Origin of the sequence: Streptomyces sp. NRRL F-5727, assembly GCF_000719555.1 — a bacterium.
Classification (GTDB): Bacteria; Actinomycetota; Actinomycetes; order Streptomycetales; family Streptomycetaceae; genus Streptomyces.
On sequence record NZ_JOGX01000031.1, the window covers coordinates 45,503 to 71,194 of the forward strand.

At 73.3% G+C, this 25,692-nt stretch carries 23 protein-coding genes; 12 read left to right on the forward strand and 11 right to left on the reverse strand.

All coding sequences use genetic code 11. The features are described 5' to 3' along the window. Positions 1-4: 4 nt before the first annotated feature. Positions 5-484, reverse strand: a complete 480-nt coding sequence (locus IF73_RS0121510; protein WP_031010515.1) for a hypothetical protein — start codon at positions 482-484, stop codon at positions 5-7. A gap of 103 nt (positions 485-587) precedes the next feature. Continuing rightward, positions 588-1,964 carry a membrane protein gene (locus IF73_RS0121515; RefSeq protein ID WP_031010516.1) on the reverse strand — a complete coding sequence of 459 codons (1,377 nt, stop codon included), beginning with the start codon at positions 1,962-1,964 and terminating at the stop codon, positions 588-590. Positions 1,965-2,393: 429 nt separating this feature from the next. Here IF73_RS0121515 and IF73_RS0121520 point away from each other — a divergent pair, with 429 nt between their 5' ends. Then, complete coding sequence (locus tag IF73_RS0121520; protein ID WP_031010517.1) at positions 2,394-3,329, forward strand: DUF3027 domain-containing protein; 936 nt, start codon at positions 2,394-2,396, stop codon at positions 3,327-3,329. 180 nt (positions 3,330-3,509) lie between these two features. Continuing rightward, positions 3,510-6,656 carry a sacsin N-terminal ATP-binding-like domain-containing protein gene (locus IF73_RS0121525; RefSeq protein WP_051717109.1) on the forward strand — a complete coding sequence of 1,049 codons (3,147 nt, stop codon included), beginning with the start codon at positions 3,510-3,512 and terminating at the stop codon, positions 6,654-6,656. Positions 6,657-6,674: 18 nt separating this feature from the next. On the opposite strand, the gene IF73_RS0121530 is transcribed toward IF73_RS0121525, so the two are convergent. The 3 genes from IF73_RS0121530 to IF73_RS0121540 all read right to left on the reverse strand — a co-directional run bounded on the left by IF73_RS0121530 (position 6,675) and on the right by IF73_RS0121540 (position 9,978). Continuing rightward, positions 6,675-7,127, reverse strand: a complete 453-nt coding sequence (locus IF73_RS0121530) for an SRPBCC family protein (protein WP_031010521.1) — start codon at positions 7,125-7,127, stop codon at positions 6,675-6,677. 60 nt (positions 7,128-7,187) lie between these two features. Continuing rightward, entirely contained in the window at positions 7,188-9,617 is a 2,430-nt protein-coding gene (locus IF73_RS0121535; RefSeq protein ID WP_031010524.1) for an HAD-IC family P-type ATPase, read from the reverse strand. Between the two features lie 88 nt (positions 9,618-9,705). Next, positions 9,706-9,978 (reverse strand): DUF2530 domain-containing protein, encoded by a 273-nt coding sequence (locus IF73_RS0121540; protein ID WP_031010532.1) that lies wholly within the window; start codon positions 9,976-9,978, stop codon positions 9,706-9,708. Positions 9,979-10,139: 161 nt separating this feature from the next. On the opposite strand from IF73_RS0121540, the gene IF73_RS0121545 reads away from it, so the two are divergent. Then, a complete protein-coding gene (locus tag IF73_RS0121545) occupies positions 10,140-11,591 on the forward strand; it encodes an NCS2 family permease (protein WP_031010534.1) in 1,452 nt (483 codons plus the stop codon). On the opposite strand, the gene IF73_RS0121550 is transcribed toward IF73_RS0121545, so the two are convergent. Beyond that, positions 11,561-11,806: a hypothetical protein gene (locus IF73_RS0121550; protein WP_031010537.1), complete on the reverse strand. Its 246-nt coding sequence runs from the start codon at positions 11,804-11,806 to the stop codon at positions 11,561-11,563. The two genes, IF73_RS0121545 and IF73_RS0121550, sit on opposite strands and share 31 nt — an antisense overlap. Positions 11,807-11,973: 167 nt before the next feature. Here IF73_RS0121550 and IF73_RS0121555 point away from each other — a divergent pair, with 167 nt between their 5' ends. The 3 genes from IF73_RS0121555 to IF73_RS0121565 all read left to right on the forward strand — a co-directional run bounded on the left by IF73_RS0121555 (position 11,974) and on the right by IF73_RS0121565 (position 14,478). Continuing rightward, a complete protein-coding gene (locus tag IF73_RS0121555; RefSeq protein WP_031010539.1) occupies positions 11,974-12,417 on the forward strand; it encodes a MarR family winged helix-turn-helix transcriptional regulator in 444 nt (147 codons plus the stop codon). Between the two features lie 27 nt (positions 12,418-12,444). After that, on the forward strand, positions 12,445-13,803 hold the full coding sequence (locus IF73_RS0121560; protein WP_031010543.1) for an MFS transporter: 1,359 nt from the start codon (positions 12,445-12,447) through the stop codon (positions 13,801-13,803). A 168-nt stretch (positions 13,804-13,971) separates the two neighbouring features. After that, the gene (locus IF73_RS0121565; protein WP_037879954.1) at positions 13,972-14,478 is read left to right on the forward strand and encodes a lamin tail domain-containing protein; all 507 of its coding nucleotides are present in this window, start codon (positions 13,972-13,974) and stop codon (positions 14,476-14,478) included. Positions 14,479-14,497: 19 nt separating this feature from the next. Here IF73_RS0121565 and IF73_RS0121570 read toward each other — a convergent pair whose 3' ends face one another. Continuing rightward, on the reverse strand, positions 14,498-15,013 hold the full coding sequence (locus tag IF73_RS0121570; RefSeq protein ID WP_031010546.1) for a GNAT family N-acetyltransferase: 516 nt from the start codon (positions 15,011-15,013) through the stop codon (positions 14,498-14,500). A 43-nt stretch (positions 15,014-15,056) separates the two neighbouring features. Here IF73_RS0121570 and thpR point away from each other — a divergent pair, with 43 nt between their 5' ends. Together thpR and IF73_RS0121585 are read left to right on the forward strand one after the other, a co-directional pair. Then, the gene (gene thpR / locus IF73_RS0121575) at positions 15,057-15,650 is read left to right on the forward strand and encodes an RNA 2',3'-cyclic phosphodiesterase (protein WP_031010548.1); all 594 of its coding nucleotides are present in this window, start codon (positions 15,057-15,059) and stop codon (positions 15,648-15,650) included. Positions 15,651-15,800: 150 nt separating this feature from the next. Beyond that, positions 15,801-16,790: an aldo/keto reductase gene (locus tag IF73_RS0121585; RefSeq protein WP_031010549.1), complete on the forward strand. Its 990-nt coding sequence runs from the start codon at positions 15,801-15,803 to the stop codon at positions 16,788-16,790. Between the two features lie 145 nt (positions 16,791-16,935). Here the strand turns inward: IF73_RS0121585 and IF73_RS0121590 are convergent, their stop codons facing one another. Continuing rightward, on the reverse strand, positions 16,936-17,463 hold the full coding sequence (locus tag IF73_RS0121590; protein WP_051717114.1) for a MarR family winged helix-turn-helix transcriptional regulator: 528 nt from the start codon (positions 17,461-17,463) through the stop codon (positions 16,936-16,938). Between the two features lie 27 nt (positions 17,464-17,490). Here IF73_RS0121590 and IF73_RS37890 point away from each other — a divergent pair, with 27 nt between their 5' ends. After that, on the forward strand, positions 17,491-17,961 hold the full coding sequence (locus IF73_RS37890) for a carboxymuconolactone decarboxylase family protein (RefSeq protein WP_051717111.1): 471 nt from the start codon (positions 17,491-17,493) through the stop codon (positions 17,959-17,961). Here IF73_RS37890 and IF73_RS0121600 read toward each other — a convergent pair. Continuing rightward, a complete protein-coding gene (locus IF73_RS0121600; protein ID WP_031010555.1) occupies positions 17,945-18,634 on the reverse strand; it encodes a GDSL-type esterase/lipase family protein in 690 nt (229 codons plus the stop codon). The two genes, IF73_RS37890 and IF73_RS0121600, sit on opposite strands and share 17 nt — an antisense overlap. 62 nt (positions 18,635-18,696) lie before the next feature. After that, positions 18,697-19,578, reverse strand: a complete 882-nt coding sequence (locus IF73_RS0121605) for an alpha/beta fold hydrolase (RefSeq protein WP_031010557.1) — start codon at positions 19,576-19,578, stop codon at positions 18,697-18,699. Between the two features lie 161 nt (positions 19,579-19,739). Here IF73_RS0121605 and IF73_RS0121610 point away from each other — a divergent pair, with 161 nt between their 5' ends. After that, positions 19,740-20,735, forward strand: coding sequence for a membrane protein (locus tag IF73_RS0121610; RefSeq protein WP_031010560.1), 996 nt, complete (start codon positions 19,740-19,742; stop codon positions 20,733-20,735). Between the two features lie 100 nt (positions 20,736-20,835). Next, positions 20,836-21,204: a hypothetical protein gene (locus IF73_RS0121615; protein WP_031010562.1), complete on the forward strand. Its 369-nt coding sequence runs from the start codon at positions 20,836-20,838 to the stop codon at positions 21,202-21,204. Positions 21,205-21,304: 100 nt separating this feature from the next. Here IF73_RS0121615 and serC read toward each other — a convergent pair whose 3' ends face one another. After that, on the reverse strand, positions 21,305-22,423 hold the full coding sequence (gene serC, locus IF73_RS0121620; protein WP_031010565.1) for a phosphoserine transaminase: 1,119 nt from the start codon (positions 22,421-22,423) through the stop codon (positions 21,305-21,307). A 51-nt stretch (positions 22,424-22,474) separates the two neighbouring features. On the opposite strand from serC, the gene IF73_RS0121625 reads away from it, so the two are divergent. After that, complete coding sequence (locus IF73_RS0121625; protein WP_031010571.1) at positions 22,475-25,285, forward strand: FAD-binding and (Fe-S)-binding domain-containing protein; 2,811 nt, start codon at positions 22,475-22,477, stop codon at positions 25,283-25,285. The last annotated feature ends 407 nt before the right edge of the window (positions 25,286-25,692 follow it).

The window sequence follows — 25,692 nt, forward strand, 5'->3', positions numbered from 1 at the left end:
AGGATCAGGATTCCTTCTTCAGCTTGAAGTGCCAGATGCCGGTGAGCGTCTTGCCGGTGTTCTCGACGATCGTCACCTGCGTCTCGTCGGTCGCCTCGCCGGTCTGGCTGGAGAAGAACGCGCTGGCCGGGATGGTCCGGTACGTCTTCTTGTACGGCTCCGGCTCGGCCTGCTGGCCGCCGAGGAAGATGGTCCAGCCGTTGTCGGCGATCTCCGGGTCCACACCGAAGCGGACCTTGTCGTCCATGGCGACGGTGATCGACTTCTCGGCCTTCTTGTTCAGGCACTTCTGGACGTCGGACTCCTTGATGGGGTCGCCGTCGTTGTAGCAGGCGGCCTCGGAGTTGATCGATTCGGTCCCGACCGTGACGGTCGCGATCGGAGTCGGCTTATCGCAGGCGGTGAGGACGAGGAGCCCGGCGGAGACGGCCCCGAGGGCGACGGCGGCCCGGCGGCGCGAGCCGGAGAAGAACGCAACGGTCATGAGCCGAAGGCTATCGGGCCGCCGCGCCGCTGCCACGCGGGGGTACGGCGTGCCGCGCACGGGCCGCCCGGAGGACCCGGACCCCGGGGCCGTACGGGCGGGGTCAGGCGACCTTCGCCCGCTGCGGGCGGTCGGAGGTGCCCGGGCCGCGCGAGGACAGCAGGCCCCGTACGGCGAGCAGCGCGCCGATCGCCAGGAAACCGGCGGCCACCGCCATCCCCGCCGTCCCGTTCAGCGGCATCGCGATCCCCAGCGCGCCGCCCACCACCCACGCCATCTGCAGCGCCGTCTCGGACCGGGCGAACGCCGAGGTCCGCACCACCTCCGGCACGTCCCGCTGGATCAGCGCGTCCAGCGACAGCTTCGACAGCGCCTGCGTCAGCCCGGCGACCGCGCCCAGCACCGCGACCATCACCCCGCCGAAGAAGACCGCGGCGCACACCGCCGTCGCCAGCACCGTCGTGATCATCGCGGCGATGATCACCTCCGGCCGGTGCCCCCGGTCCCGCAGCAGCGACCCGGCCGCCGTCCCGCACGCGTTCCCCACCCCCGCCGCCACCCCGACGATCCCCAGCGACACCGCCGCCGACTGCCCCGACAGCGGATGCTCGCGCAGCAGGAACGCCAGGAAGAAGATCAGGAACCCGGAGAGCATCCGCTGCGCCGCGTTCGCCTGCAGCCCGTGCAGCACCGCGGGCCCCACCGTCCGCAGACTCGGCTTCTTCTCGCCGTGCGTCAGCAGGTGCGCCCGCCGCTCACCCTTCGCCGAGTCCACCTTGTGCGGCATCCGCACCGCCCAGTACGCGCCCAGCAGGAACAGCGCGCACGCCCCGTACAGCGGCCACCGCGCCCCGATCAGCTGGAGCCCCGCCCCGACCGGCGCGGCGATCCCGGTCGCGAGCAGCCCGGCGAGCGTCACCCGCGAGTTCGCCTTCACCAGCGAGAAGCCCGGCGGCAGCAGCCGGGGCACCACCGCGCTCCGCACCACCCCGTACGCCTTCGACGCCACCAGCACCCCGAGCGCCGCCGGATACAGCGCGAGCCCGCCCGTCACGACCAGCCCCGACATCACCAGCGCCAGCACCGCCCGGGCGCCCATCGCCGCCGCCATCGCCGCCCGCCGCCCGTGCGGCAGCCGGTCCAGGAGCGGCCCGACGACCGGCGCGAGCAGCGTGAACGGGGCCATCGTGATGGCGAGATAGAGCGCGACCCGGCCGCGGGCCTCGTCGGTCGGCACGGAGAAGAACACCGTCGACGCCAGCGCGACGGTGATCATCATGTCGCCGGCGCCGTTCACCGCGTGCAGTTCGATCAGCTTCCCGAGCCCGGACTCGCCGGCCCCGTGCGCGTGCGTCGCCCGCCGGATCCCCCGCGCCGTCCCCGTGAACGGCAGGTGCAGCGCACGTCCCATCGCCCGGCCCGCTCGGCGGAGCGGCCCGGGACGATCCTGGGAGCGACCGGAGGACCGTGCGGCTGCCACCACCTCATAGTGCCCCACCCGCCGCCCGCCCGAACCGAGCCCGCGGCCCCACGGGGTGTCGCCCCCCGCCCCCGGCCCGCCCCCTCGGCCCGTCCCGGGCCCGTCCTCCGCCCGGGGGACACGCCGGGACGGGGGCGGGATCGGCGTGCGCTCCCGGGCTCGATCCGGGTCACTTGGGGCGCGCAGGTGGGCCCAGGCCCGCGAACGGGGTAGCGTGCGTAGCGCGCCACCGGCGGTTCCTCTCGGCCGCGCGCCCCTTCGGCATCCCGCAGAATGGATGACGATAGGTGTGCCCGAGACGTGTGAGACCGGTCGGGTGCGGACGTCGATGCGGCCCTCTGGTCCGCTCCGCCCGCCCCGCTCCCGGAGCCTCGCTTCCGGACCTCGGCCGGCGCACCCGTGAGACGGCGTAGGAGAGAAGCGATACCAGTGAGTGCTGCGACGACGCGAGACCGTACCCCGCGTACCCCGCGAGCCAGCCGTACCCCGGCCCCGGACCGCCTCTGCGCCGAGGCCGTGGACCTCGCCCGGGAGGCCGCCGAGGAGGCCGCCGCCCCCGGCGTCGTCGGCGAGCACTCCGGCGTCGTCGCGGAGGGCGACCGGGTCGTCACGCACTTCTTCGAGTGCAAGGAGCCCGGCTACCGCGGCTGGCGCTGGGCCGTCACCGTCACCCGCGCCTCCCGCGCCAAGAACGTCACGCTTGACGAAACCGTCCTGCTGCCCGGCTCCGACGCCCTCCTCGCGCCCGAATGGGTGCCGTGGAGCGAGCGGCTGCGCCCCGGCGACCTCGGCCCCGGCGACCTCCTCCCCACCGAGCAGGACGACCCGCGCCTGGAGCCCGGCTACACCGGCGAGGACGCCCCGCCGCCGAACTCCGCCGTCTCCTCCGACCTCGCGGACCACCTCGACGCGGAGGACGCCGAGGTCACCGCCCGGACGCCCACGCGCGGCGCGATCGCCGCCGTCGCCGACGAGCTCGGCATGGGCCGGGCCCGGGTCCTCTCCCGGTACGGCCTCCGGATCGCCGCCGACCGCTGGGACGAGTCCTTCGGCCCCCGCACCCCGATGGCCCAGGCTGCGCCCGCCACCTGCCAGTCCTGCGCCTTCCTGATCCCCCTGTCCGGCTCGCTGAGCCAGTCCTTCGGCCTCTGCGCCAACGAGCTGTCCCCGGCGGACGGCCGGGTGGTCTCCCTCGCGTACGGCTGCGGCGGGCACTCGGAGGCGGCGGTCATGCCGACGCCGCCGCGGCCCGCGGAGCCGGTCCTCGACTCGACGGCCGTCGACGCCTTCCCCCTCCACCCGCCCGCCGACTCCGGCTCGGTGACCCCCCCGGACCCCACCTCCGAAGACCTCGGCCACTCCTGACCCGCCGGGGTCCGCCCCTCGCTGCGTGCCGCGCCCCCGTCGGGGGCCGCGCCCACGCCTGCCCACACGGGAGGCGGGGCGGGGCTGTCCGCGCGGTGCCCGCGCGACCGGCGCGCCCCGCGCCCAGGGGGGACGGACCGGCGCGGTAACTTCGCGGCACCGAAGGACCCGCACAGCAGACTGGAGTCAGACGTGAGCGTCACCGTCCGGACCACGACCGACGGAAGCGACCCCTTCGGCACCGCCCGACTCCGCAGAGGCGTCCTGGACGCCTGGGCCGCCTCCCCCGCCCGCTTCCGTGAGGACGCCAACGCCGAGGAGGACCTCGCCCTCGGCGGCTACCGCGACCGCCTCGTCGTCGAACTCGCCCAGAACGCCGCCGACGCCGCCGCCCGCGCCCGCACCACCGGCCGGCTGCGCCTCACCCTGCACCCGGCCGACGCGGACAGCCCCGCCGTGCTGGCCGCCGCCAACACCGGCGCCCCGCTGGACGCGGCCGGCGTCGAGTCGCTGTCCACGCTCCGCGCCTCCGCCAAGCGCGCCGAGACCGGGGCCGGGACCGACACCGCCACGACCGTCGGCCGCTTCGGCGTCGGCTTCGCCGCCGTCCTCGCCGTCTCCGACGAGCCGGCCGTCCTCGGCCGGCACGGCGGCGTCCGCTGGTCCCTCGCGGAGGCCCGCGAACTCGCCGCGGGCGTCGCCCGCCACAGCCCGGGCCTCGGCGACGAACTGCGCCGCAGGGACGGCCACGTACCCCTCCTGCGGCTGCCGCTGCCCGCCGAGGGCACCGCGCCCGAGGGGTACGACACCGTCGTCGTCCTCCCGCTCCGCGACGCCGCCGCGCACGACCTCGCCGAACGGCTCCTCGCCGGCGTCGACGACGCACTGCTGCTCACTCTTCCGGGTCTCGCCGAGATCGTCGTGGAGACCCCGGACGGGGTACGCACGCTGACCCGCTCCGACGCCGACGGCTACGTCCGGATCGAGGACTCGGCCGCCGACGCCCCGAACCACTGGCGGACCGTCACCCACACCGGCCCCCTCGACACGGGCCTCCTCAAGGACCGCCCGGTCGAGGAACGGCTGCGCCCGCACTGGTCGGTGACCTGGGCCGTACCGGTCGACGGCGACGGCGCCCCCCGCTACCCGCGCACCGCACCCGTCGTGCACGCGCCGACGCCCACCGACGAACCGCTCGGCATCCCCGCCCTGTTGATCGCCTCCCTGCCGCTCGACCCCACCCGCCGGCACCCCGCGCCGGGGCCGCTGACGGACTTCCTGGTGCAGCGGGCCGCCGACGCGTACGCCGAACTCCTCGCCGACTGGCGGCCGGTGACGAGCGGGGCGCTCGACCTCGTGCCCGGCCCGCTCGGCAAGGGCCCCCTCGACGGGGCGCTGCGGGAGGCGATCCTGGACCGGCTGCCGCGCGTCGCGTTCCTCGCCCCGGCCGTCGCCTCCGAGGACGTGCCGGCGCTCCGCCCGATCGAGGCGGAGGTCGTCGAGGGCGCGGGCGCGGAGACGGTCGCGGTCCTCGCCGAGGTGTTCCCGGGGCTGCTCCCGGCCGGCCTGGAGCGCCGTCCCGAGCTGCGGACGCTCGGCGTGGGCCGGGTGCCGCTGACCGAGGCGGTGGACCGGCTGGCGGGCGTGGAGCGGGCGCCGGGCTGGTGGTGGCGGCTCTACGACTCCCTCGCCGGCGTGGACCCGGACCGGCTCACCGGCCTGCCGGTACCGCTGGACTCGGGCCGGACGGCGATCGGCCCACGGCAGGTCCTGCTGCCGCAGGAGGGCACCCCGCCCCAGCTGACCCGCCTCGGCCTGAAGGTGGCCCACCGGGAGGCCGTGCACCCGCTCCTGGAGAAGCTGGGCGCCTTCCCGGCCACGCCCCGCGCCGTCCTGACGACCCCGCACGTCCGGGGCGCCGTCGCCGCCTCCGTCGAGGCGGACGAGTACTGGAACCCGGACGAGCCGGAGCTGGACCCGGACGAGCTCGTCGAGACCGTCCTCGGGCTCGTACGGGACGCGGACCTGGAGCCCGGCGACGAGCCGTGGCTGGCCGCGCTCGCCCTCCCCGACGAGGACGGCGAGCTCACTCCCGCGGGTGAACTCGTGATGCCGGGCTCGGCGTTCGACGCCGTCATGCGCGAGGGCGAACTCGCCCACGTCGACGCGGAGCTGGCCGCCCGCTGGGGCGAGGGCCCGCTGGCCGCCTGCGGCGTCCTCGCGAACTTCGCACTCGTCCGCGCCGCCGACCTGGTCCTCGACCCCGACGACCTGGAGCCCCGCGAGGGCGACTTCCCGGAGCCGGACGACGCGGGCCTCCTGGACGCCGTCGACGTGTGGTGCGAGGACGTCCTCGACCGGCTGCCGGAGGCCGTGGTGCCGCCGGTGGCGACGGAGATCGTGGCGGTCCGGGACCTGGACCTGGTCGACGACGACGCCTGGCCGCAGGCGCTCGCCCTGCTGGCCCGGCCGCCGCTGCGGGACGCCCTGATCCAGCCCGTACGGGTCCTCCTCCCGGACGGCACGACGGAGACGGTCCGCCCCTACACGGCCTGGTGGCTGCGCGACCACCCGGTCCTCGGCGGCCGCCGCCCCGCCGGCCTCCGCGCGGCCGGCTCCGACCCGCTCCTCGCCGGCCTGTACGACCCCGCCGACGCGACCGGCTTCGAGGACGAGCAGGTCCTGCGGGCCCTCGGCGTCCGTACCTCGGTGGCGACCCTCCTCGACGAGCCCGGCGGCGCGGCGGAGCTGCTGGCCCGCCTGGCCGACCCGGACCGCGAGGTCACCGGGCCGCAGCTGCACGCCCTGTACACGGCGCTGGCCGACCTCGACCCCGACCAGGTCACCCTCCCCGACGAACTCCGCGCGGTGGTCGACGGCGAACTGGTGGTGGTCGACGCGGCGGAGGCGCTGGTCGCGGACGCGCCCGACCTCCTGCCGCTCACCGAGGGCCTCCCGCTCCTCCCGGTCTCCCCGTCCCGGGCGGCCGACCTGGCGGAGCTCCTCCAGGTGCGCCGCCTCAGCGAGGCGGTCGAGGCGGAGGTGACGACGGAGGGCGAGGAGCACGAGGTCCCGGCCTCGGTCCACGCCCTCCTGGGCCCGAGCACCCCCGCCACGTACCTGGAGCACGAGGAGCTGCGGGCGGGCGGCGTCGAGCTCGACTGGCGCCGCACCCCCGACGGCACCCTGCACGCCGCCACCCTGGAGGGCGTCGCCGCCGCCCTGGCCTGGGCCACCCGCCAGTGGCCCCGCCGCTTCGAGGTGGCGGCCCTCCTGGAGGACCCCACCCGCACGGCGGAGCTGGCCCGCGACCGCTGGTTCGACTGACCGCCCCCGGGTCCGTCCCTAGCGGGCGGACCCGGACTCCATCAGCTCCTTCAGGTGCGCCTCGTTCCGCGGCATCTCCTTCCGGACGCGCGGGCGGACGACGAGCGGCACCAGCGCCTTGCCGACCCCGTGGCCCTCGAAGTCGAGCGACAGCGTCAGACGGGAGCTGCTGCCGTCGCCGAGCGGTTCGAGGGTGCCCTGGACGTCGCCGCGCACGGGCCCGTCGACGCCGTGGAAGTGCCAGCTGCGCGGCGGCGTGAGCTCCGTGACCTCCATGGTCATGGGCATCTCGCGCCGCCCGAACCGCCGCCGCACCCGGAACCGCGACCCGACCCGCAGGTCTCCCTCGTCGAGCCGCCGCGCCGCCACGGCGCTCTCCTGCCACTCGGGCATGTGCCCGGGATCCATGAGGTAGGTGTAGACGTCCTCGGGCGGGCGGGCAATGTCGATGGATTCTTCGATACGAGACATGACGCCCCCTTGGCGAGTCCCTGTCCCACCATCCTCCCGCTTCCCGCGCCGCCCGGCCCGTCAGGCGGGGAACCTGCGGTCGACCCACCGCCAGGCGACCTCCAGGACCGCCGCGCCCGCCGCGGCGATGACGACGGCCGCCCACGGCATGGTCGTGCCGACGAGCTTGAGGGCGAAGAAGTCCTGGAGCCAGGGGACGACGAGGACGAGGAGGAAGGCGCCGCCCATCGCGGCGACGAGCGCGAGCCGCCACACGGTGTAGGGGCGGGCGATGATCGCGAGGACCCACATGGAGACCAGGAAGAGGGTGAGGGTCGCGGCGCTGGTCTCGGCGCCGAGCGCGTCCGCGCCGCTGTAGTGGTGGCGGGCGAGCAGGTACGTGGTGAAGGTGGCCGCCGCGGCGACGACGCCGCCGGGGATCGCGTACCGCATGACCCGCCGGACGAAGTGCGGTTTCGCCCGTTCCTTGTTGGGCGCGAGGGCGAGGAAGAAGGCGGGGACGCCGATCGTCAGGGTGGAGAGCAGGGTGAGGTGCCGCGGGAGGAAGGGGTACTCGATCTGGCTGACGACCACCAGGATCGCGAGGAGCACCGAGTAGACCGTCTTGGTGAGGAAGAGGGTCGCCACCCGGGTGATGTTGCCGATGACCCGGCGGCCCTCCGCGACCACCGACGGCAGGGTGGCGAAGGAGTTGTTCAGGAGGACGATCTGGGCGACGGCCCGGGTGGCCTCGGAGCCGGAGCCCATGGAGACGCCGATGTCGGCGTCCTTCAGGGCGAGGACGTCGTTGACGCCGTCGCCGGTCATGGCGACCGTGTGCCCGTGGGACTGGAGCGCGGCGACCATGTCCCGCTTCTGCTGCGGGGTGACCCGGCCGAAGACCGCGTTCTCGTCGAGGACCCGCGCCATCTCCTCCCGGTCGGCGGGCAGGGTGCGGGCGTCGACGGTGGTCGCGGCGCCGGGCAGGCCGAGCTTGCCGGCGACCGCGCCGACGGAGACCGCGTTGTCGCCGGAGATGACCTTGGCGGCCACGTTCTGGTCGGCGAAGTAGGCGAGGGTGTCGCCGGCGTCGGGCCGCAGCCGCTGTTCGAGGACGACGAGGGCGGTGGCCCGGGCGTCCTTCGCGACGTCGGGGGAGTCGAGCTCGTGGACGGTACGGGCGAGCAGCAGGACCCGCAGGCCCTGCTCGTTCAGCCGGTCGATCTCCGCGAGGGCCGGGTCGCCGGCCGGGAGGAGGACGTCGGGGGCGCCGAGCAGCCAGGTGGAGTCCTCGCCGTCGCCCTCGCTGAACGCGGCGCCGCTGTACTTGCGGGCGGAGGAGAAGGGCAGCGACTCGGTGCAGCGCCACTCCTCGGTCTCCGGGTAGGCGTCGATGATGGCCTGGAGGGAGGCGTTGGGGCGCGGGTCGGACTCGCCGAGGGCGCCGAGCACCTTGCGTACGTACCCCTCGTCGGAGCCGTTCAGGAGGCGGACCTCGGTGACGTCCATGCCGCCCTCGGTGAGGGTGCCGGTCTTGTCGAGGCAGACGACGTCGACCCGGGCCAGGCCCTCGATGGCCGGCAGCTCCTGCACCAGGCACTGTTTCCGGCCGAGCCGGATCACCCCGATCGCGAAGGCGACGGAGGTGAGCAGGACGAGCCCCTCGGGGATCATCGGGACGATGCCGCCGACGGTCCGGGCGATGGAGTTCTTGAGGTCGTTGTCCTTGACGACGAGCTGGCTGATGATCAGGCCGATCGCGGTCGGGACCATCATCCACGTCACGTACTTGAGGATCGTGGAGATGCCGGAGCGCAGCTCGGAGTGGACGAGGGTGAAGCGGGACGCCTCCTCGGCGAGCTGCGCCGCGTACGCCTCCCGGCCGACCTTGGTGGCGGTGAAGGCGCCGCCGCCGGCGACGACGAAGGAGCCGGACATGACGGGGTCGCCGGGGCGTTTGACGACGGGGTCGGCCTCGCCGGTGAGGAGCGACTCGTCGATCTCCATGCTGTCGGCCTCGGCGACGACGCCGTCGACGACGACCTTGTCGCCGGGGCCGAGCTCGATGAGGTCGCCGAGGACGATCTCGGAGGTGGAGACGCCGGTCGCGCGGCCGTCGCGGCGGACGGTGGGTTTCGCCTCGCCGATGACGGCGAGCCCGTCGAGGGTCTTCTTGGCGCGGAGCTCCTGGATGATGCCGATGCCGGTGTTGGCGACGATCACGAAGCCGAAGAGGCTGTCCTGGATCGGGGCGACGATCAGCATGATCACCCAGAGGACGCCGATGATCGCGTTGAAGCGGGTGAAGACGTTGGCCCGGACGATGTCGGTGGTGGAGCGGGAGCTGCGGACGGGGACGTCGTTGACCTCGCCGCGGGCGACCCGTTCGGCGACCTCGGCGGTGGTGAGTCCGGCGGGCCGGTGGACGACGGGCGGTTCGCTCTCCGCCAGGGTGCCCGGGTGGTCCCCGGTTCCGCCGCCGCCCGTGTCGATCTGCGCCCGCTGAGTCATGGTTTCGACGGTACGACCGGAATCGATCGTTCACCTGCCGGGAAGCGGCAGGATCCGACCGTGGGAGGAGCGGAATCGTCCCCTGGTGCTACGCGTCGGACGCCTGCGCCGCCCGGTGGCGCTTGATCGCCGCGTCGCGCTTGCGGACGTACCAGATGCCGATCAGGCCGAGGCCGCCGCCGGCGAGGCAGGTCCACACCCACCAGGTGAGGTCCCGGTCGGCGAACCAGCCGTAGAAGGGGACCTGGACCAGGAAGAGGACGAACCAGAGGATCGTTCCGCCGGTGATCGTTCCGACGACAGGGCCCTCCAGGGGCTCGGGTGCCTCGTGCTTCGGTGATCCCGATGAAAGACCAGTCATGTGGCTCAGTCTAGGCGGGCCGTTTCCGGGTCTACGCGCGGAGATGGACTCCCGCTCGTTCATGTGTTCATACTGAAACGGTTTGCCTATGGCGGGTTTCCCTCGTATGAACCGCCAAAAGACACCTTCTGGACTTCTTCCCGAAGAGGAACCCCACCCCCATGAGCACCACGGCCGCCGCCAAGGCCCCTGCCCCCGAGCCGAAGGTCCCCCAGGAACCGACCTCGGCCCTCGACCGCTTCTTCCGGATCTCCGAGCGCGGCTCCACCGTCGCCCGCGAGGTCCGCGGCGGTTTCGCCACCTTCTTCGCGATGGCCTACATCATCGTGCTGAACCCGATCATCCTCGGCAGCGCCAAGGACATGTACGGGCACCAGCTCGACGGCGGCCAGCTCGTCACCGCCACGGTCCTGACGGCGGCCTTCTCGACGCTCCTCATGGGTGTCATCGGCAACGTGCCGATCGCGCTCGCCGCCGGCCTCGGCGTGAACACGGTCGTCGCCCTCCAGCTCGCGCCCAGGATGTCCTGGCCGGACGCCATGGGCATGGTCGTCCTCGCCGGCATCGTCGTGATGCTGCTCGTCGCGACCGGTCTGCGCGAGCGCGTGATGAACGCCGTCCCGGTCGGCCTGCGCAAGGGCATCGCGATCGGCATCGGCCTCTTCATCATGCTGATCGGCCTCGTCGACTCGGGCTTCGTCTCCCGCATCCCCGACGCCGCGCACACCACCGTCCCGCTCCAGCTCGGCTCCGACGGGCACCTCAACGGCTGGCCGGTCCTCGTCTTCATCCTGGGCACCCTGCTCACCCTCGCCCTGATCATCCGCAAGGTGCCGGGTGCGATCCTCATCTCGATCGTCGTCATGACGATCGTCGCGATGGTGATCAACGCGGTCGCGACCGTCCCGTCCTGGGGCCTGACCACCCCGGAGTGGCCCGGCAACCCGGTCGCCTCCCCGGACTTCGGCCTGGTCGGCGAGGTCAGCCTGTTCGGCGGCTTCGACAAGGTCGGCCTGCTGACCGGCGTCCTCTTCGTCTTCACCGTCCTGCTGTCCTGCTTCTTCGACGCCATGGGCACGATCCTCGGCGTCGGCGACGAGGCCAAGCTGATCGACAAGGACGGCAACTTCCCGGGCATCAACAAGGTCCTGCTCGTCGACGGCCTCGCGGTCGCCTCCGGCGGCGCGACCTCCTCCTCGGCCACCACCTGCTTCGTGGAGTCCACGGCGGGCGTCGGCGAGGGCGCCCGCACGGGTCTCGCCTCGGTCGTCACGGGCGGTCTGTTCTCGGTGGCGCTGTTCCTCACGCCGCTCGCGACCATGGTGCCGTCGCAGGCGGCGACCCCCGCGCTGCTCGCGGTGGGCTTCCTGATCCTGGCCGGGTCGATCAAGGAGATCGACTGGAGCGACTACACCATCGCGGTGCCGGCGTTCCTGGCCATGGTGATGATGCCGTTCACGTACTCGATCACGAACGGCATCGGCATCGGCTTCATCAGCTTCAGCGTGCTGCGGCTCGCGGCCGGCCGGGGCCGCGAGGTCCCGGTGGCCATGTACGTCGTGTCGGCGATCTTCGTCTTCTACTACGCGATGCCGGCGCTGGGCCTGACCTGATCGTGCGGGGCGGCGCCGGCGCCGGGAGGCTCCGGCTCCGCCCCGTAGAACCTCTCCGTCTCCTCGACGGCGGTCTTGAACCGTTCGTCGAAGTCCTCTCGAATGAGCGTCCGGACGACATAGTCCTGGACGCTCATTCCTCTTCTGGCGGCGTGACCCTTGAGCCGGTCGAGCAGCTCACTGTCGATGCGCAGGCTGAGCACTGTCGATCCCATGTCGTTCAGGGTCGGGGCTGCCGGGGCCTCTTTGCGTCACTTTCCGGATCCGGCTCACTCATTTGGGTGATGCATGGATATCGAGCCGTGACCTGGACCGACGTGACGCGTGCGACACGCGCCCCCTCAAGTGGTCCTTAGCGAGAGTAATGAGTTAGGCTAACTACATGCCTGACCTGTCCCACGGCACCGCCGACGACGCCGCGGCCGTGAACGCGCTGCGCTCGTCCGTGATGCGGCTGAGCCGGCGCCTCAAGCGCCAGCGCGTCGACGAGTCGCTGAGCCCCACCGAGATGTCGGTGCTCGGCACCCTGGCCCTCTGCGGCTCCGCCACCCCCGGTGAGCTGGCCCGCAAGGAGCACGTCCAGCCGCCGTCGATGACCCGCATCGTCGCCCTGCTCGAAGCCAAGGGACTGGTCCGGCTCGAGCCGCACCCCGACGACCGCCGGCAGAAGGTGGTCAGCCAGACCGAGAGGGCCGAGGCCATGCTCGAGGACGCCCGCCGCAAGCGGAACGCCTGGCTGGCCTCCCTCGCCGAGGGTCTGGACGAGGACGAGTGGGCCGTACTGCGCGCGGCCGCTCCCGTCCTGGAGAAGCTCGCCCATCTCTGAAACCGAGCGCCAAGGAGGCGACGCACTTTGAGCACGGGACCCGGAGCAGACTCCGCACCCGTCCATAAACCCACCCTCGACACCCGCGGGCGCGAGAGGTCCCCCAGGGGAACCTTCTCCTCCCTCTCGATCCGGAACTACCGGCTGTTCTTCACCGGAGCGATCGTCTCCAACACCGGTACGTGGATGGCCCGGATCACCCAGGACTGGCTGGTCCTGAGCCTCACCGGCTCGGCCGCCGCCGTCGGCATCACCACGGCCCTGCAGTTCCTGCCGATGCTCCTCTTCGGCCTCTACGGCGGAGTCGTCGCCGACCGCTACCCGAAGCGACGCCTGCTGCTGATCAGCCAGGCCGCCCTCGGCCTGTGCGGTCTCGCGCTCGCCGCGCTCACCCTCTCCGGACAGGTGCAGGTCTGGCACGTCTACCTGATCGCCTTCCTCCTCGGCATGGTGACGGTCGTCGACAACCCGGCCCGGCAGTCCTTCGTCTCCGAGATGGTCGGCCCCGACCGGCTCCGCAACGCCGTCTCGCTCAATTCGGCCAACTTCCAGTCCGCCCGGCTCGTCGGCCCCGCCGTCGCCGGCGTCCTGATCGCCGGAGTCGGCAGCGGCTGGGCCTTCCTCATCAACGGCCTCTCCTTCCTCGCCCCGCTGGCCGCCCTCTGGCTGATGCGCCCGGGCGAACTCCACAAGGTGGAGCGCGCCCCGCGCGGCAAGGGCCAGCTCCGGGAGGGCCTGCGATACGTGGCGGGCCGGCCGGACCTGATCTGGCCGATCGTCCTCGTCGGCTTCGTCGGCACCTTCGGCTTCAACTTCCCGATCTGGCTGACCGCCTTCTCCGGGGAGGTCTTCCACGTCGGCGCCGGCGGCTACGGCCTCCTCAACACGCTGATGGCGGCCGGCTCCCTCGTGGGCGCCCTGCTCGCGGCCCGCCGCGGCTCGACCCGGCTGCGGATGCTGGTGATCGCCGCGGGCGTCTTCGGCGCCCTGGAGATCGCGGCGGCGTTCTCGCCGTCGTTCTGGCTCTTCGCGCTGCTGCTCGTGCCGATCGGCATGATCGGCCTCACCGTGAACATCACCGCCAACTCGGCCGTCCAGATGGCGACCGACCCGGTCATGCGGGGCCGGGTGATGAGCCTCTACATGATGGTCTTCGCGGGCGGTACGCCGATCGGCGCCCCGCTGCTCGGCTGGGTCACCGACACGTACGGCGCCCGCGTCGGCTTCGCGACGGGCGGCCTGGTCTCGCTCGCCGCGGCGGCCGTCATCGGCCTGATCCTGGCCCGGATCGGCAACCTGAAGCTCGCGATGGCCTGGCGTCACGGCCACCCGAGCCTCCGCTTCGTCCCGCGCGTCGCACCGGAGCGGCTGGCCGCGGCGGCCTGATCCGGACCGTTCCGTTCCGTGGCGGGGGGGGGGGGGGGGGGGGGGGGCCCCCCCCCCCCCCCCCGCCCCGCCGGCGCGTTCCGTCCTGATACGAACGGTCCGCCACGCCGATGTGGAGATCCTGTGTATGTTGAGCCGTCAAACACAGGCACCACAAGGGGGGTTCCCTTGCGCAACCGCTCCATCCGTCCCGTCATAGCCGCGACCGTCCTCGCCGGCGCGCTGACCGGCGCCCTCGTCGCCACCCCGGCCCAGGCCACCGAGTACTCCTCGGCCCTGAAGGTCGCCGGCGTCCAGTACGACGCCCCGGGCACCGACAACAACAGCTGCACGACCGGCAACACCAAGGCCGAGTACGTGACGATCAAGAACTTCTCCCGGACGGCGCGGGTCAACCTCAAGGGGTACGTCGTCAAGGACGCGGTCGGTAACAGCTACACCTTCCGCATCGACCACTACCTGGAGCCCGGCGACCACGTGAAGCTGCGCGGCGGCAAGGGCACCGAGTCCGACGCGAACAACGTCGCCTACCGCCAGAACTGCAACTTCATCTGGAACAACGACAGGGACACGATCAAGCTGATCAAGCCGGGCGGCGCCTACGCCGACACGCACTCCTACACCAAGAGCGCGAACGACCGCGACGGCAACGGCTACATCACCTTCCACAGCTGAGCCGCGGGCCCGGCCGTGCTCACACCCGCATCTCCAGGACCTGGCCCGGCCACGCGTCGACCGTGAACGGATCGGTACGGGTGAAGCCCTGCCGCTCGTAGTACGCCACGAGCCGCCCCTCGCTGCCCGCGAAGCAGTCCACGCGGAGCAGCGAGACGCCCGCGCGGCGGGTCTCCTCCGCCGCGTGGGCGAGCAGCGCCGCGCCCACCCCGAGGCCGTGGAACCGCCCGTCGGTGGCGAGGTAGCGCACGTACCGCTCCGGCTCGCCGGCCGGCGGCACGTACGCCCCGGGGTGCGGGGTCAGCGTGAGCGTCCCGGCCGGGACGCCGTCGACCTCCGCGATCCACGGCTCGCCCTCGCCCATCACCCGCCCCACGTGCTCCACCGTCGCCGGACGGGACGTGAAGGGGGTGGTGCCCCACTGGGCGGTGATCCCCCGGCCGTTGAGCCAGACGACGGCGCTGTCGAGTATCGCGAGGACGGCCGGCAGGTCCGCCGGCCCCCCGCGCCTGATGTTGATCGCGTGGGTCTCCATCCGGCGAGGCTAACCGAGCCCCGGAACTGCCAGACTGGCGCCCATGAGGCTCTTCGCCGCCGTCCTGCCGCCCGCCGCGCGGCTCGCCGAACTGGGTGCCGTCGTCGACGGGCTCCACGCCCTGCCCGGGGCCGACGCCCTGCGCTGGACCTCCCGCCCGGGCTGGCACTTCACCCTCGCGTTCATGGGCGAGGTCGACGACGCCCTGCTGCCGGACCTGCACGCCCGGCTGGCCCGGGCCGCCCACCGCACCCCGCCGTTCGGACTGCGGCTGCACGGCGGCGGCCACTTCGGGCGGCGCGCCCTGTGGACCGGCGCCGCCGGGGACCTGGACGGGATGCGGCTGCTCGCCGAGCGCGCCGACGCGGCGGCCCGCCGGGCCGGGATCCCGATGGAGGAGCACCGCCGCTACCAGGCCCATCTGACGATCGCCCGCGCCCGCGGCGAGGGCGTCCCCCTGACCCCCTTCCTCGAAGCGCTCCACTCCTTCGAGGGCACCCGCTGGCAGGTCGGCGAGCTGGCCCTGGTCCGCTCGAACCTGCCGGTGGGCGGGGCGCCGGGGGAGCAGCCCCGGTACGAGACGGTGGCCGCCTGGCCGCTGGAGGGCGGAGCGGGAGGGGCGGCGGGGGCAGGTTAACCTCGTGGGGTGGACCCGAAGACTCGTAACCGGATCATGGCCGGTGTGCTCGTACTGATGTTCGCGGTGATCGCGCTGACCTCCGTGGTCGGTCAGTAACGGCGGTCATCCCTTGCTTCGAGCGCGCTCGAAGCAGTTGGCTGGTGACTCATGGAGTACACGCAGCTCGGACGCACCGGACTCAAGGTCAGCCGCCTCGTCCTCGGCACGATGAACTTCGGCCCGCAGACCGACGAGGCCACCAGTCACGCGATCATGGACACGGCGCTCGACGCCGGCCTGAACTTCTTCGACACGGCCAACGTGTATGGGTGGGGTGAGAACAAGGGCCGCACCGAGGAGATCATCGGCTCCTGGTTCGCCAAGGGCGACGGCCGCCGCGACAAGACCGTCCTCGCCACCAAGGTGTACGGGAACATGGGCCCCGACGGCGAGGCGTGGCCGAACCACGACAAGATCTCCGCCCTCAACATCCGTCGCGCGGTGGACGCCAGCCTCAAGCGGCTCGGCACCGACTACATCGACGTCTACCAGTTCCACCACGTCGACCGCGCCACCCCCTTCGACGAGGTGTGGCAGGCGATCGACGTCCTCATCAAGCAGGGCAAGATCCTCTACGCCGGCTCCTCCAACTTCCCCGGCTACAAGATCGCCCAGGCGAACGAGGCCGCCGCCCGCCGCGGCATGGTCGGCCTGGTCAGCGAGCAGTGCCTCTACAACCTCTTCGAGCGCCGCGCCGAGATGGAGGTCATCCCGGCCGCCCAGGAGTACGGCCTCGGGGTCATCCCCTGGTCGCCGCTGCACGGCGGTCTGCTCGGCGGCGTCCTGAAGAAGGAGACCGAGGGCAAGCGGCGCACCGAGGGCCGCGCGGCGGAGACGCTCGCGGACCCGGCGAAGCGGGCACGGTTCCAGGCGTACGAGGACCTGCTCGACAAGCACGGTCTCGCCCCCGGCGAGGTCGGCCTGGCCTGGCTGCTCACCCGCCCCGGCGTGACCGGCCCGATCGTCGGCCCGCGCACCCCGGAGCAGCTGGCGGGCGCCCTGCGCGCGCTGGAGCTGGAGCTGTCGGACGAGCTCCTGGCGGAGCTGGACGAGATCTTCCCGGGCCCGGGCCCCTCGCCGGAGGCGTTCGCCTGGTAGGTCCTGACCTCCTGGTGGGTCCTGACCTCCTGGCGGGTCCTGATCTCCTGGTGGGTCCTGACCTCCTGGTGGGTCCTGATCTCCTGGTGGGTCCTGATCTCCTGGCGGGTCCTGATCTCCTGGTGGATCCCTCCTGACGGTGGGCTCAGACGCCGCCGAGCCAGCTGGTGGCGTCGAGGCGGAACGTGGTCTCCGCGGGGACGACGTTCCGCAGGTCCTCCTCCAGGGCGCGGACGCGGTCGGCGCCGAGGACGGCGCTCCACTCGGCCCGCAGCTCGTCGAAGACGGCGGCGGAGCGGGCCAGGGCGTCGTGTCCGCGCGGGGTGAGGTGGACGAGTTTGCGGCGCGCGTCAGCGGGATCGTCGGCGCGTTCCGCGTATCCGAGGGCGAGGAGCCGGTCGACGGTCTTGCCGGCCGCCTGCTTGGAGACGCCGAGCCGGCGGCCGATCTCGCTGGCGGTGGCGCCCCGGCCGCCGATCGCCTGCATGGCGAAGCCGTGGGCGGGCCGCATGTCGGGGTGACCCTCGTCGGCGAGCCGGGCGTGCAGCCGGTCGATGAGGGTGCGGAAGCCGCCGAAGAGCAGGAGCGGCAACAGGAAACCGGGGGAGTCGGGAATCCCCTTGCCCGGATCGACAACCTGGTTTACGTTTTCTTCAGCGACATGGTCAACCATGTTGTCCATTCTAGGAGGGGGACCACCTTGCCGCACCCGCACCCGCACCCGCACCCCAACCCCGACCCGCATCCGCAGACCGCACCCGCCGGCCTCCCCGACCGCACCGCCGGCGCCGTCGCGCTCCTCAAGGCCCAGGCCCCGCAGGTCCTCGACGCCTTCCTCGCGCTCTCCGCGATGTTCGAGTCCACCAGCCTCGACCCGCACTCCCGCGAGACCGTGATCCTCACCGTCGCCCACCGCAGCCAGTGCCACCTGTGCATCGACATGCACGAGGCGAAGCTCGCCGCCCTCGGCCCCGCCCCCGCGCCCGAACGCCTCGACGCCGTCCGGAAGTTCACCCTCCAGGTGCTCGCCTCCTCGGGCGCGGTGTCGGACGCCGAACTGGCCGCCTTCGAGGCCGCCGGCCACACCCGTCAGAACGCCCTGGAGGTCGTCCTCGGGATCGGCGCGTACACCCTCTCCACCTTCGCGAACCGGCTCACCCGCGCCGCGTGACGTACGGCCCGCCGAGCCCCCACGCCTGGTGCATCGCCCCGGCGAAGGCGGCGGCCAGCTTGTGCTCGCCGCTCGGACCCGGATGCGTCCCGTCGTACGTGTCCTCCTGGAGGTCGTACGACTCCGGGACCGTCGCCAGCAGCAGCGGCGAGACCGCCGAGTCGAGGTCGGCGACCGCCTTCGCGAGCAGCTCGTTGAAGCGGGCGCACTCGGCGGCGAAGGGCGCGTCGTACGTGGCGCGGACGTTCGGGATCACGGGCAGCAGCACCGCCCGGACCCGAGGGTTCGCGGCCCGGGCGGCGGCCAGGAAGGCCCGCACGTTCTCCTCGGTCTGGTCGCTGTTCGTGTAGAAGCCCAGGTCGATCAGGCCCAGCGAGACCAACAGCACGTCGGCGCCGGTGGCGGCCACGGTCTCCCCGACCACCGGCGCCATGTGCAGCCACCCCTCGCCCCACCCGGCCAGGTGCCGGCGGGCCGGGGCGGGGAAGGCCGGGTCGGCGTAGGCGTCCGAGACCGGCGCGTCGGCGGCCGGGTCGTACAGACCGGTGCGCGGCCCGACGATCTCGTACGAGCCCGGCAGGACGGCCTCCAGGTGCCGCCACATGCGGTAGCGCCAGGTCCAGTCGCCGGCGCGTCCGATGGTCATGCTGTCGCCGACGAACAGAAAACGCATGGTCACATCATCCCGGACCGCCGAGTCGCGCAGATACGTGATCCGGGACACGGCCCCCGCCGCTACCGGAGGAACGCGGCGACCTTCTCCGTGAACCACTCCGCGTCGTCGTGCCACGGGAAGTGCCCGCCGCCCGCCAGGACCCACAGCCGCGACGCCGGGAACAGATCCGCGTACGCGGTCACCGTCTCCACCGGCGAGTTCACGTCCCCCTCACCGGCGACGGCGAGCACCGGACGCCCGAACTCCCTCAACGCCGCGCGCGTCGCGGCGGGGTCGTACGCCCCCTCGCTCCCGTACACCGCCGCGCCCTCCCCGTTCCGCTGCCGGTGGCTCTCGGCGTGCCGCTCCCGCGCCGCCTCGTCCCACGTTCCGTGGAAGAACGGCGCCACGGCCTGGAACGTCTCCGGCCCGCCCCGCCCCGACGTCAGCTCCTCCAGCGCCGCGTACGCCTCCGGGAACCACGGCTCGTCCTCCCGCCACGGCCGCCGCGCCGCCGCGAGCCGCTCCTCCCCGGCCGCGTCGAGCCCCACGGCCGCCGAGCCCGGCGTCACCAGCACGAGCCGGGACACCCGCTCCGGGTACCGGGCCGTGTAGAGCGCCGCCAGGTTCGCACCCGCCGAGTGCCCGAGGACGTCGACCGCGCCGAGCCCCAGGTGGACCCGCAGCGCCTCCACGTCCTCCACCAGCCGGTCGCAGCGGTACGACGCCGGGTCCTCCGGCACCGCCGACGCGCCCGTGCCCCGCAGGTCCAGCCGGATCAGCGTCCGGTGGGCGTCGAGACCGCCCAGGTCACCCAGATAGGCGGAGTCCTGCAGCGGACCGCCGGGCAGACAGAGCAGCGGGTCGCCGGAACCGGAGCCGGAACCAGAGCCAGAAACGGAGCCGGAGCCGGACACGTGGTACGCGAGCAGGGTGCCGTCGGGGGCGGAGAAGGTAGGCATGATCGCGACCATGACAGCGGCCTCCCCGCAGGTCAACACCGTTTCCCCGGCCGGTGACGGCACCCTCCCCGCCGACCGTGCCGGCACCCTCCCCGCCGACCGTGCCGGCGGCCTCCCCGCGACCCGGGCCGGTCCGTCCGGCGCCATGGCACGCTTGATCCATGCGATCTGCTCTGTGCGCCCTCGGCGCGGCCGCCGCCCTGGCGCTGCTCCCGGCCGGCCATGCCCGCGCCGAAGGGCAGGAACCCGACCGGGACTTCACGATCGAGGACTCCCGCATCACCGAGTCCAGCGGCCTCGCCGCCAGCCGCGCCCACCCCGGCGTCTACTGGACGCACAACGACCAGGACGAGCCCCGGATCTTCGCCGTCGACTCCCGCACCGGCAAGACGGTCGCGACGGTCACCCTGACCGGCGTCGGCACCCCCCGCGACATGGAGGCCGTCTCCGTCGGCCCGGACGGCGCCGTCTACGTCGGCGACATCGGCGACAACCTCGACGGCTCCTGGGACCACGTCTGGATCTACCGCTTCCCCGAGCCGAAGACCCTCAAGGACCAGACCGTCCGGGCCCAGCAGTACGTCGTCAGGTACGCCGACGGCCCCCGCAACGCCGAGGCGCTGATGGTCCACCCCCAGACCGGCCGCGTCTACATCGCCAGCAAGAACGAGGACGGCGGCGGCCTGTACGAGGGCCCCCAGCGCCTCTCCGCCTCCGGCACCAACACCTTCCGCCGGATCGGCGAGGTCCCCTGGGTCACCGACGGCGCCTTCTCGCCCGACGGGCAGAGGCTGCTCCTGCGCGGCTACTTCAGCGCCCGCGAGTACGACTGGAAGGACGGCCGCATCGCCGGCGACGGCACCTCGCCCGGCGCCCCCTTCCAGGGCCAGGCGGAATCGGTCACGTACACCCTCGACGGCACCGGCATGCTGTTCGGCTCGGAAGGCGCCCAGAGCCGCGTCGTCCGCGTGGACCGCCCGGACGCACCCCGGACGGCGGACCCGGACCCGGGCCAGGGCGCGCCCACCCCCGGCGCCACCCCAGGAGCCACGCCCGCCGCCACCGACTCCGAGGGCAGCGCCACCAAGGGCTTCCTCGTCCTCGCCGGCGCCACCGTCCTCGTCTTCGGCGTGAAACGGCTCCTCCGCCGCGACTGAGCCGACGGCCGCGTCCCGCCCCGTCCCGCCCCGTCTCGCCCGTCTCGCCCCCGGCACACCCCGGGCCCAGACTGGAAGGAGACCGAAGAGGTGAGGCGTTATGACGGCATTCACGCGCGAGGGCACCCCGGTCGCCATGGAAGGTGACGGCCTGGACTTCCGGATGCGGGAGGCGGGAGGCGGCATGACCGTCGCCTTCCTCCACCTCCCCAAGGGCACCGACATGGCACCCGCCCTCAAGGGCCTGGAAGGCGATCTGTGCCCCTGCCCGCACTGGGGCTACCTGCTCAGGGGCCGCCTCCGGATGCGGACCGCCGACGGCGACGAGATCTACGAGGCGGGGCAGGCGTACTACTGGGGCCCCGGCCACGCACCCGAGGCGCTGGAGGACGTCGACATCGTCGAGTTCTCCCCGACGGAGGAGTTCACCGCCGTCATCGACCACGTGAAGGCCCAGGCCGCCGGATGACAGAGGGGGAGGGGCCCGGCACCCGTGCCGGACCCCTCCCCTGACTAGATTCAGAGATCAGAGATCAGCGACCAGCGACCACCGATCACCGATCACTGGTTCAGAGACGCTCGATCACGTAGTCGACGCAGGCCGTCAGTGCCCGCACGTCCGCCGGGTCGATCGCCGGGAACATCGCGATCCGCAGCTGGTTGCGGCCCAGCTTCCGGTACGGCTCCGTGTCCACGATCCCGTTCGCGCGCAGCACCTTCGCGACCGCCGCCGCGTCGATCTCGTCCGCGAAGTCGATCGTGCCGATGACCTGCGAGCGCTTCGCCGGGTCGGTGACGAACGGCGTCGCGTGCTTCGACTCCTCCGCCCACGTGTACAGGGCGTCCGAGGACTCCTTCGTACGGGCCACCGCCCACTCCAGACCACCCTGGCCGTTGATCCACTTCAGCTGCTCGTTGAGCAGGAAGAGGGTCGACAGGGCAGGGGTGTTGTACGTCTGGTTCTTCAGCGAGTTGTCGATCGCCGTCGGCAGAGAGAAGAACTCCGGGATGTGCCGGCCCGACGCGTGGATCCGCTGGGCCCGCTCCAGCGCGGCCGGCGAGAACACCGCCAGCCACAGGCCGCCCTCGGCGGCGAAGGACTTCTGCGGGGCGAAGTAGTAGACGTCCGTCTCGGTGATGTCGACGGGCAGACCGCCCGCGCCCGAGGTCGCGTCCACGAGGACCAGCGCGCCCTCGTCCGCGCCCGCGACCCGCTTCAGCGGGGCCGCGACACCGGTCGAGGTCTCGTTGTGGGTGTAGGCGTAGACGTCGACGCCCGCCTCGGCCACCGGCTCCGGGTGCGTGCCCGGCTCGGAGGAGATCACGGTCGGCTCGGCCAGCCACGGGGCCAGCTTCGCGGCCTTCGCGAACTTGGAGGAGAACTCGCCGAAGGTGAGGTGCTGCGACTTGGTGTCGATCAGACCGTGGGTCGCGACGTCCCAGAAGGCGGTGGAGCCGCCGTTGCCCAGGATCACCTCGTAGCCCTCGGGCAGCGAGAAGAGCTCGGAGACGCCGTCACGGACCTCGCCGACCAGGTTCTTGACCGGAGCCTGGCGGTGGGAGGTGCCCAGGAGAGAGGTGCCGGTGGCGGCCAGGGCGTCCAGCGCCTCCGTCCGCACCTTGGAGGGGCCCGCGCCGAAACGGCCGTCAGCGGGCTTGATGTCAGCGGGAATCTGGATATCGGCCACGAGCCGGAGAGTATCGGGTCGGCAAGCCCGCGAGCGCCCGATGTCCGCCGGATGAGACGAAGGACGAGACATCCTTGCGTCGTGGGAACACACGAGGGCACACACGGAAGACTGGCCGCCGACCTCAGGTCCGCGCTCGCCGGGGACGTCGACTTCACCCCCACCGCGCGGGCGCTCACCACCATGGACGCCTCCAACTACCGCCGCGTTCCCGCCGGTACGGTCGCGCCGCGCGACGCCGACGACGTCGCCGCCGCCCTGGAGGTGTGCCGGAGCCACGGCGTCCCGGTCGTCCCGCGCGGCGCCGGCACGTCCATCGGCGGCCAGGCCACCGGCACCGGCGTCGTGCTCGACCTCACACGCCACCTCGACGGGATCGTCTCCGTCGACCCCGAGGCCCGCACCGCCGTCGTCCGCCCCGGACTCGTCCTCGGCCGACTGCGGGAGGCGGTCCGCCCGTACGGCCTCACCTTCGGCCCCGATCCGTCCACGTACAGCCGCTGCACCCTCGGCGGCATGATCGGCAACAACGCCTGCGGGGCGCACTCCGTCGCCTGGGGCACGACCGCCGACAACGTCCACTCCCTCGAAGTGGTGACGTACCGGGGCGAACGGTTGACGCTGGGGACGGAGGGGCGGGGCGCACCCGCCGGCCTCCTCGACCTCGTCGGCCGGCGACTCGCCCTGCTGCGGACCGGCTATCCGGCCGGTCTGCCCCGCCGGATCTCCGGCTACGCGCTGGACGCGCTGCTCCCCGAGCGGGGCGTGGACGTCGTCCGGTCCTTCGTCGGGAGCGAGGGGACGCTCGGCGTGGTCACGGAGGCGACCGTCCGGCTCGTCCCGCTCCCCGCCGAGCCGGTCCTCGTCGTCCTCGGCTACGCCGACGAGACGGCGGCGGCGGACGCGGCGGCGGGCCTGCTGGCGTACGGCCCCCTGACGGTGGAGGGCATGGCGGCCGACCTCGTGGGCGCGGCGTCCGGGCTGCCGCGGGGCGGGGCCTGGCTCTTCTGCGAGGTGGACGGGGCGGCCGCGGCGGGCGAGCTCGTCCGGGCCGCGGACGCCGTCGACGCGGCGGTCGTACGGGACCCGGACGCGCAGCGGACGCTGTGGCGGATCCGGGAGGACGCGGCCGGGACGGCGACCCGGATGCCGGGCGGCGGGGACGCCTGGCCCGGGTGGGAGGACTGCGCGGTGCCGCCGGCCCGGCTGGGCGCGTATCTGCGGGACTTCCGCGGGCTGTTGGCCGCATTCGGCCTCCGGGGAGTCCCGTACGGGCACTTCGGCGACGGCTGTGTGCACGTACGGATCGACTTCGACCTGTGGACGGGGAAGGGCGTACGCGACTTCCGCCGCTTCTCCGAGGCCGTGGCCGACCTCGTGGTCGCGCACGGCGGCTCCCTGTCGGGCGAGCACGGCGACGGGAAGGCGCGGGCGGAGCTGCTGCCCCGGATGTACGGGGAGGAGCTGGTCGCCCTGTTCGGCGAGGTGAAGGACGTCTGGGACCCGGACGGCGGCCTCAACCCCGGAATGCTGGTCCGGCCGGAACCGCTGGACTCGGGACTGCGGTTCGAGGGGCTGCCGGTGGTGGGGGTGCGGGAAGGGGAGGGGCTGGGGCTCGGGCTGGGGCTGGGGAGGGAAGCTGCGCGGTGTGTCGGCGTCGCCAAGTGCCGGGTCGCCGGGCCGAGTCAGGGGGCGGGGGTGATGTGTCCGTCCTTCCGCGCCACCGGAGAGGAGAAGCACTCGACACGGGGGCGCGCCCGGCTCCTGCACGAGATGGCGCTCGGCGAGGTCATCACCGACGGCTGGCGGTCGGAGGAGGTGCGCGAGGCGCTGGACCTGTGCCTGTCCTGCAAGGGCTGCCGCAGCGACTGTCCGGTGGGCGTCGACATGGCCGCGTACAAGGCGGAGTTCCTGGACCGGCACTACGCCGGGGCGGGCCGCTGGTGGCGGAGGCCGCGCGCGCACTGGACGATGGGCGGACTGCCTCGCTGGCTGGACGTGTTCGGGCGCGGCCTGAACGTGGCGACGCGGCTGCCGTACGCGGCCGGACTGGCGGGCGTCACATCGGAACGGCCGCTCCCGAGGGTCGCGGAGCGGACGTTCACGAGCTGGTTCGCCGAACGCGCCTCCTCCCGCCCGCCGGCCCTCGTCCTGTGGCCCGACACCTTCACGGACCACCTGGCCCCGCAGGTGGGCCGGGCGGCGGTGCGGGTCCTGGAGGAGGCGGAGCTGGGCGTGGCGCTGCCGGACGGACGGGTGTGCTGCGGGCTCACCTACGTGTCGACGGGGCGGCTGGGGGCGGCGCGGCGGGTGATGCGGCGGACGCTGGACGTGATGGAGGTTGTGGACGGGGAGGCGGCCGACCGCCCGGTGGTCGTCCTGGAGCCCTCCTGCGCGGCGACCCTCCGCACCGACCTCCCGGAACTCCTCCCGGACGACCCGAGGGCCGCCCGCCTGGCGGCGAGGATCCGCACGTTCGCGGAGGCCCTGGAGGCGCTGGCCCCCGACTGGACCCCGCCCCGCGTGAACCGCCGGGCCACCGGCCAGACCCACTGCCACCAGCACGCGGTCCTGGGCGACGCCCCGGACCGCCGCCTCAGGGAGCGGGCGGGGTTGACGGGCGAACTGGCGGGCGGCTGCTGCGGCCTGGCCGGCAACTTCGGCTTCGAGCCCGGCCACGAGGACGTCTCGCGCGCCTGCGCCGAGGACCAGCTCCTGCCGGCGCTGCGCGGCGCCGAGGACCGGGCGGAGGTACTGGCGGACGGCTTCTCCTGCCGCACCCAGATCACCCACCTGACGGAACGTCGCCCCCGTCACCTGGCGGAGGTCCTGGCGGAGGCACTGGAGGGGGAGGGGCGGTAGGTAGGGGAGGGGTGGTAGGGGGAGGGGCGGTAGGGGAAGGGGCGGTAGGGGTGCGGGCTCGGCGGTGAGGTGTGTGGGGTGGGCCGGGTGCGTGGGTGCGGGTGCGGCCGCCCTCTTTCCGAGAGTGGCACCTTCCGGCGCCGCGTCAAGGGCGCCTCCGGCGTCGCTGCGCGATGGCCTTCGGCCCCCCTTGACCCGTCACCTCCAGGCGCCCCAACACTCTCGGAGGGCGGCCGGGGGCGGGGCCACCGGGCAGCGCCGGGAAGTGGCCGGTGGCGGTGGGCCGGGTGCGGGCGAGTGGGTGGGTGAGGCGAAGGCGGCCGGGTATCGCTCCGGTGGGAGCGTCGGGTGCGGGCCGGTGGGTGGGGGCTTCGGGTATCGCTCCTGTCGGGTGTCGTCCGCGCGTG

What these genes read in the sequence shown, in the direction of transcription:
- IF73_RS0121510 (WP_031010515.1), bottom strand. Translation starts at nt 484, where the DNA reads ATGACCGTTGCGTTCTTCTCCGGCTCGCGCCGCCGGGCCGCCGTCGCC.
- IF73_RS0121530 (WP_031010521.1), bottom strand. Translation starts at nt 7,127, where the DNA reads ATGTCTCGTATCGAAGAATCCATCGACATTGCCCGCCCGCCCGAGGAC.
- IF73_RS0121535 (WP_031010524.1), bottom strand. Translation starts at nt 9,617, where the DNA reads ATGACTCAGCGGGCGCAGATCGACACGGGCGGCGGCGGAACCGGGGAC.
- IF73_RS0121540 (WP_031010532.1), bottom strand. Translation starts at nt 9,978, where the DNA reads ATGACTGGTCTTTCATCGGGATCACCGAAGCACGAGGCACCCGAGCCC.
- IF73_RS0121545 (WP_031010534.1), top strand. Translation starts at nt 10,140, where the DNA reads ATGAGCACCACGGCCGCCGCCAAGGCCCCTGCCCCCGAGCCGAAGGTC.
- IF73_RS0121550 (WP_031010537.1), bottom strand. Translation starts at nt 11,806, where the DNA reads ATGGGATCGACAGTGCTCAGCCTGCGCATCGACAGTGAGCTGCTCGAC.
- IF73_RS0121555 (WP_031010539.1), top strand. Translation starts at nt 11,974, where the DNA reads ATGCCTGACCTGTCCCACGGCACCGCCGACGACGCCGCGGCCGTGAAC.
- IF73_RS0121570 (WP_031010546.1), bottom strand. Translation starts at nt 15,013, where the DNA reads ATGGAGACCCACGCGATCAACATCAGGCGCGGGGGGCCGGCGGACCTG.
- thpR (WP_031010548.1), top strand. Translation starts at nt 15,057, where the DNA reads ATGAGGCTCTTCGCCGCCGTCCTGCCGCCCGCCGCGCGGCTCGCCGAA.
- IF73_RS0121585 (WP_031010549.1), top strand. Translation starts at nt 15,801, where the DNA reads ATGGAGTACACGCAGCTCGGACGCACCGGACTCAAGGTCAGCCGCCTC.
- IF73_RS0121590 (WP_051717114.1), bottom strand. Translation starts at nt 17,463, where the DNA reads ATGGTTGACCATGTCGCTGAAGAAAACGTAAACCAGGTTGTCGATCCG.
- IF73_RS0121600 (WP_031010555.1), bottom strand. Translation starts at nt 18,634, where the DNA reads ATGCGTTTTCTGTTCGTCGGCGACAGCATGACCATCGGACGCGCCGGC.
- IF73_RS0121605 (WP_031010557.1), bottom strand. Translation starts at nt 19,578, where the DNA reads ATGCCTACCTTCTCCGCCCCCGACGGCACCCTGCTCGCGTACCACGTG.
- IF73_RS0121610 (WP_031010560.1), top strand. Translation starts at nt 19,740, where the DNA reads ATGCGATCTGCTCTGTGCGCCCTCGGCGCGGCCGCCGCCCTGGCGCTG.
- IF73_RS0121615 (WP_031010562.1), top strand. Translation starts at nt 20,836, where the DNA reads ATGACGGCATTCACGCGCGAGGGCACCCCGGTCGCCATGGAAGGTGAC.
- IF73_RS0121625 (WP_031010571.1), top strand. Translation starts at nt 22,475, where the DNA reads ATGAGACGAAGGACGAGACATCCTTGCGTCGTGGGAACACACGAGGGC.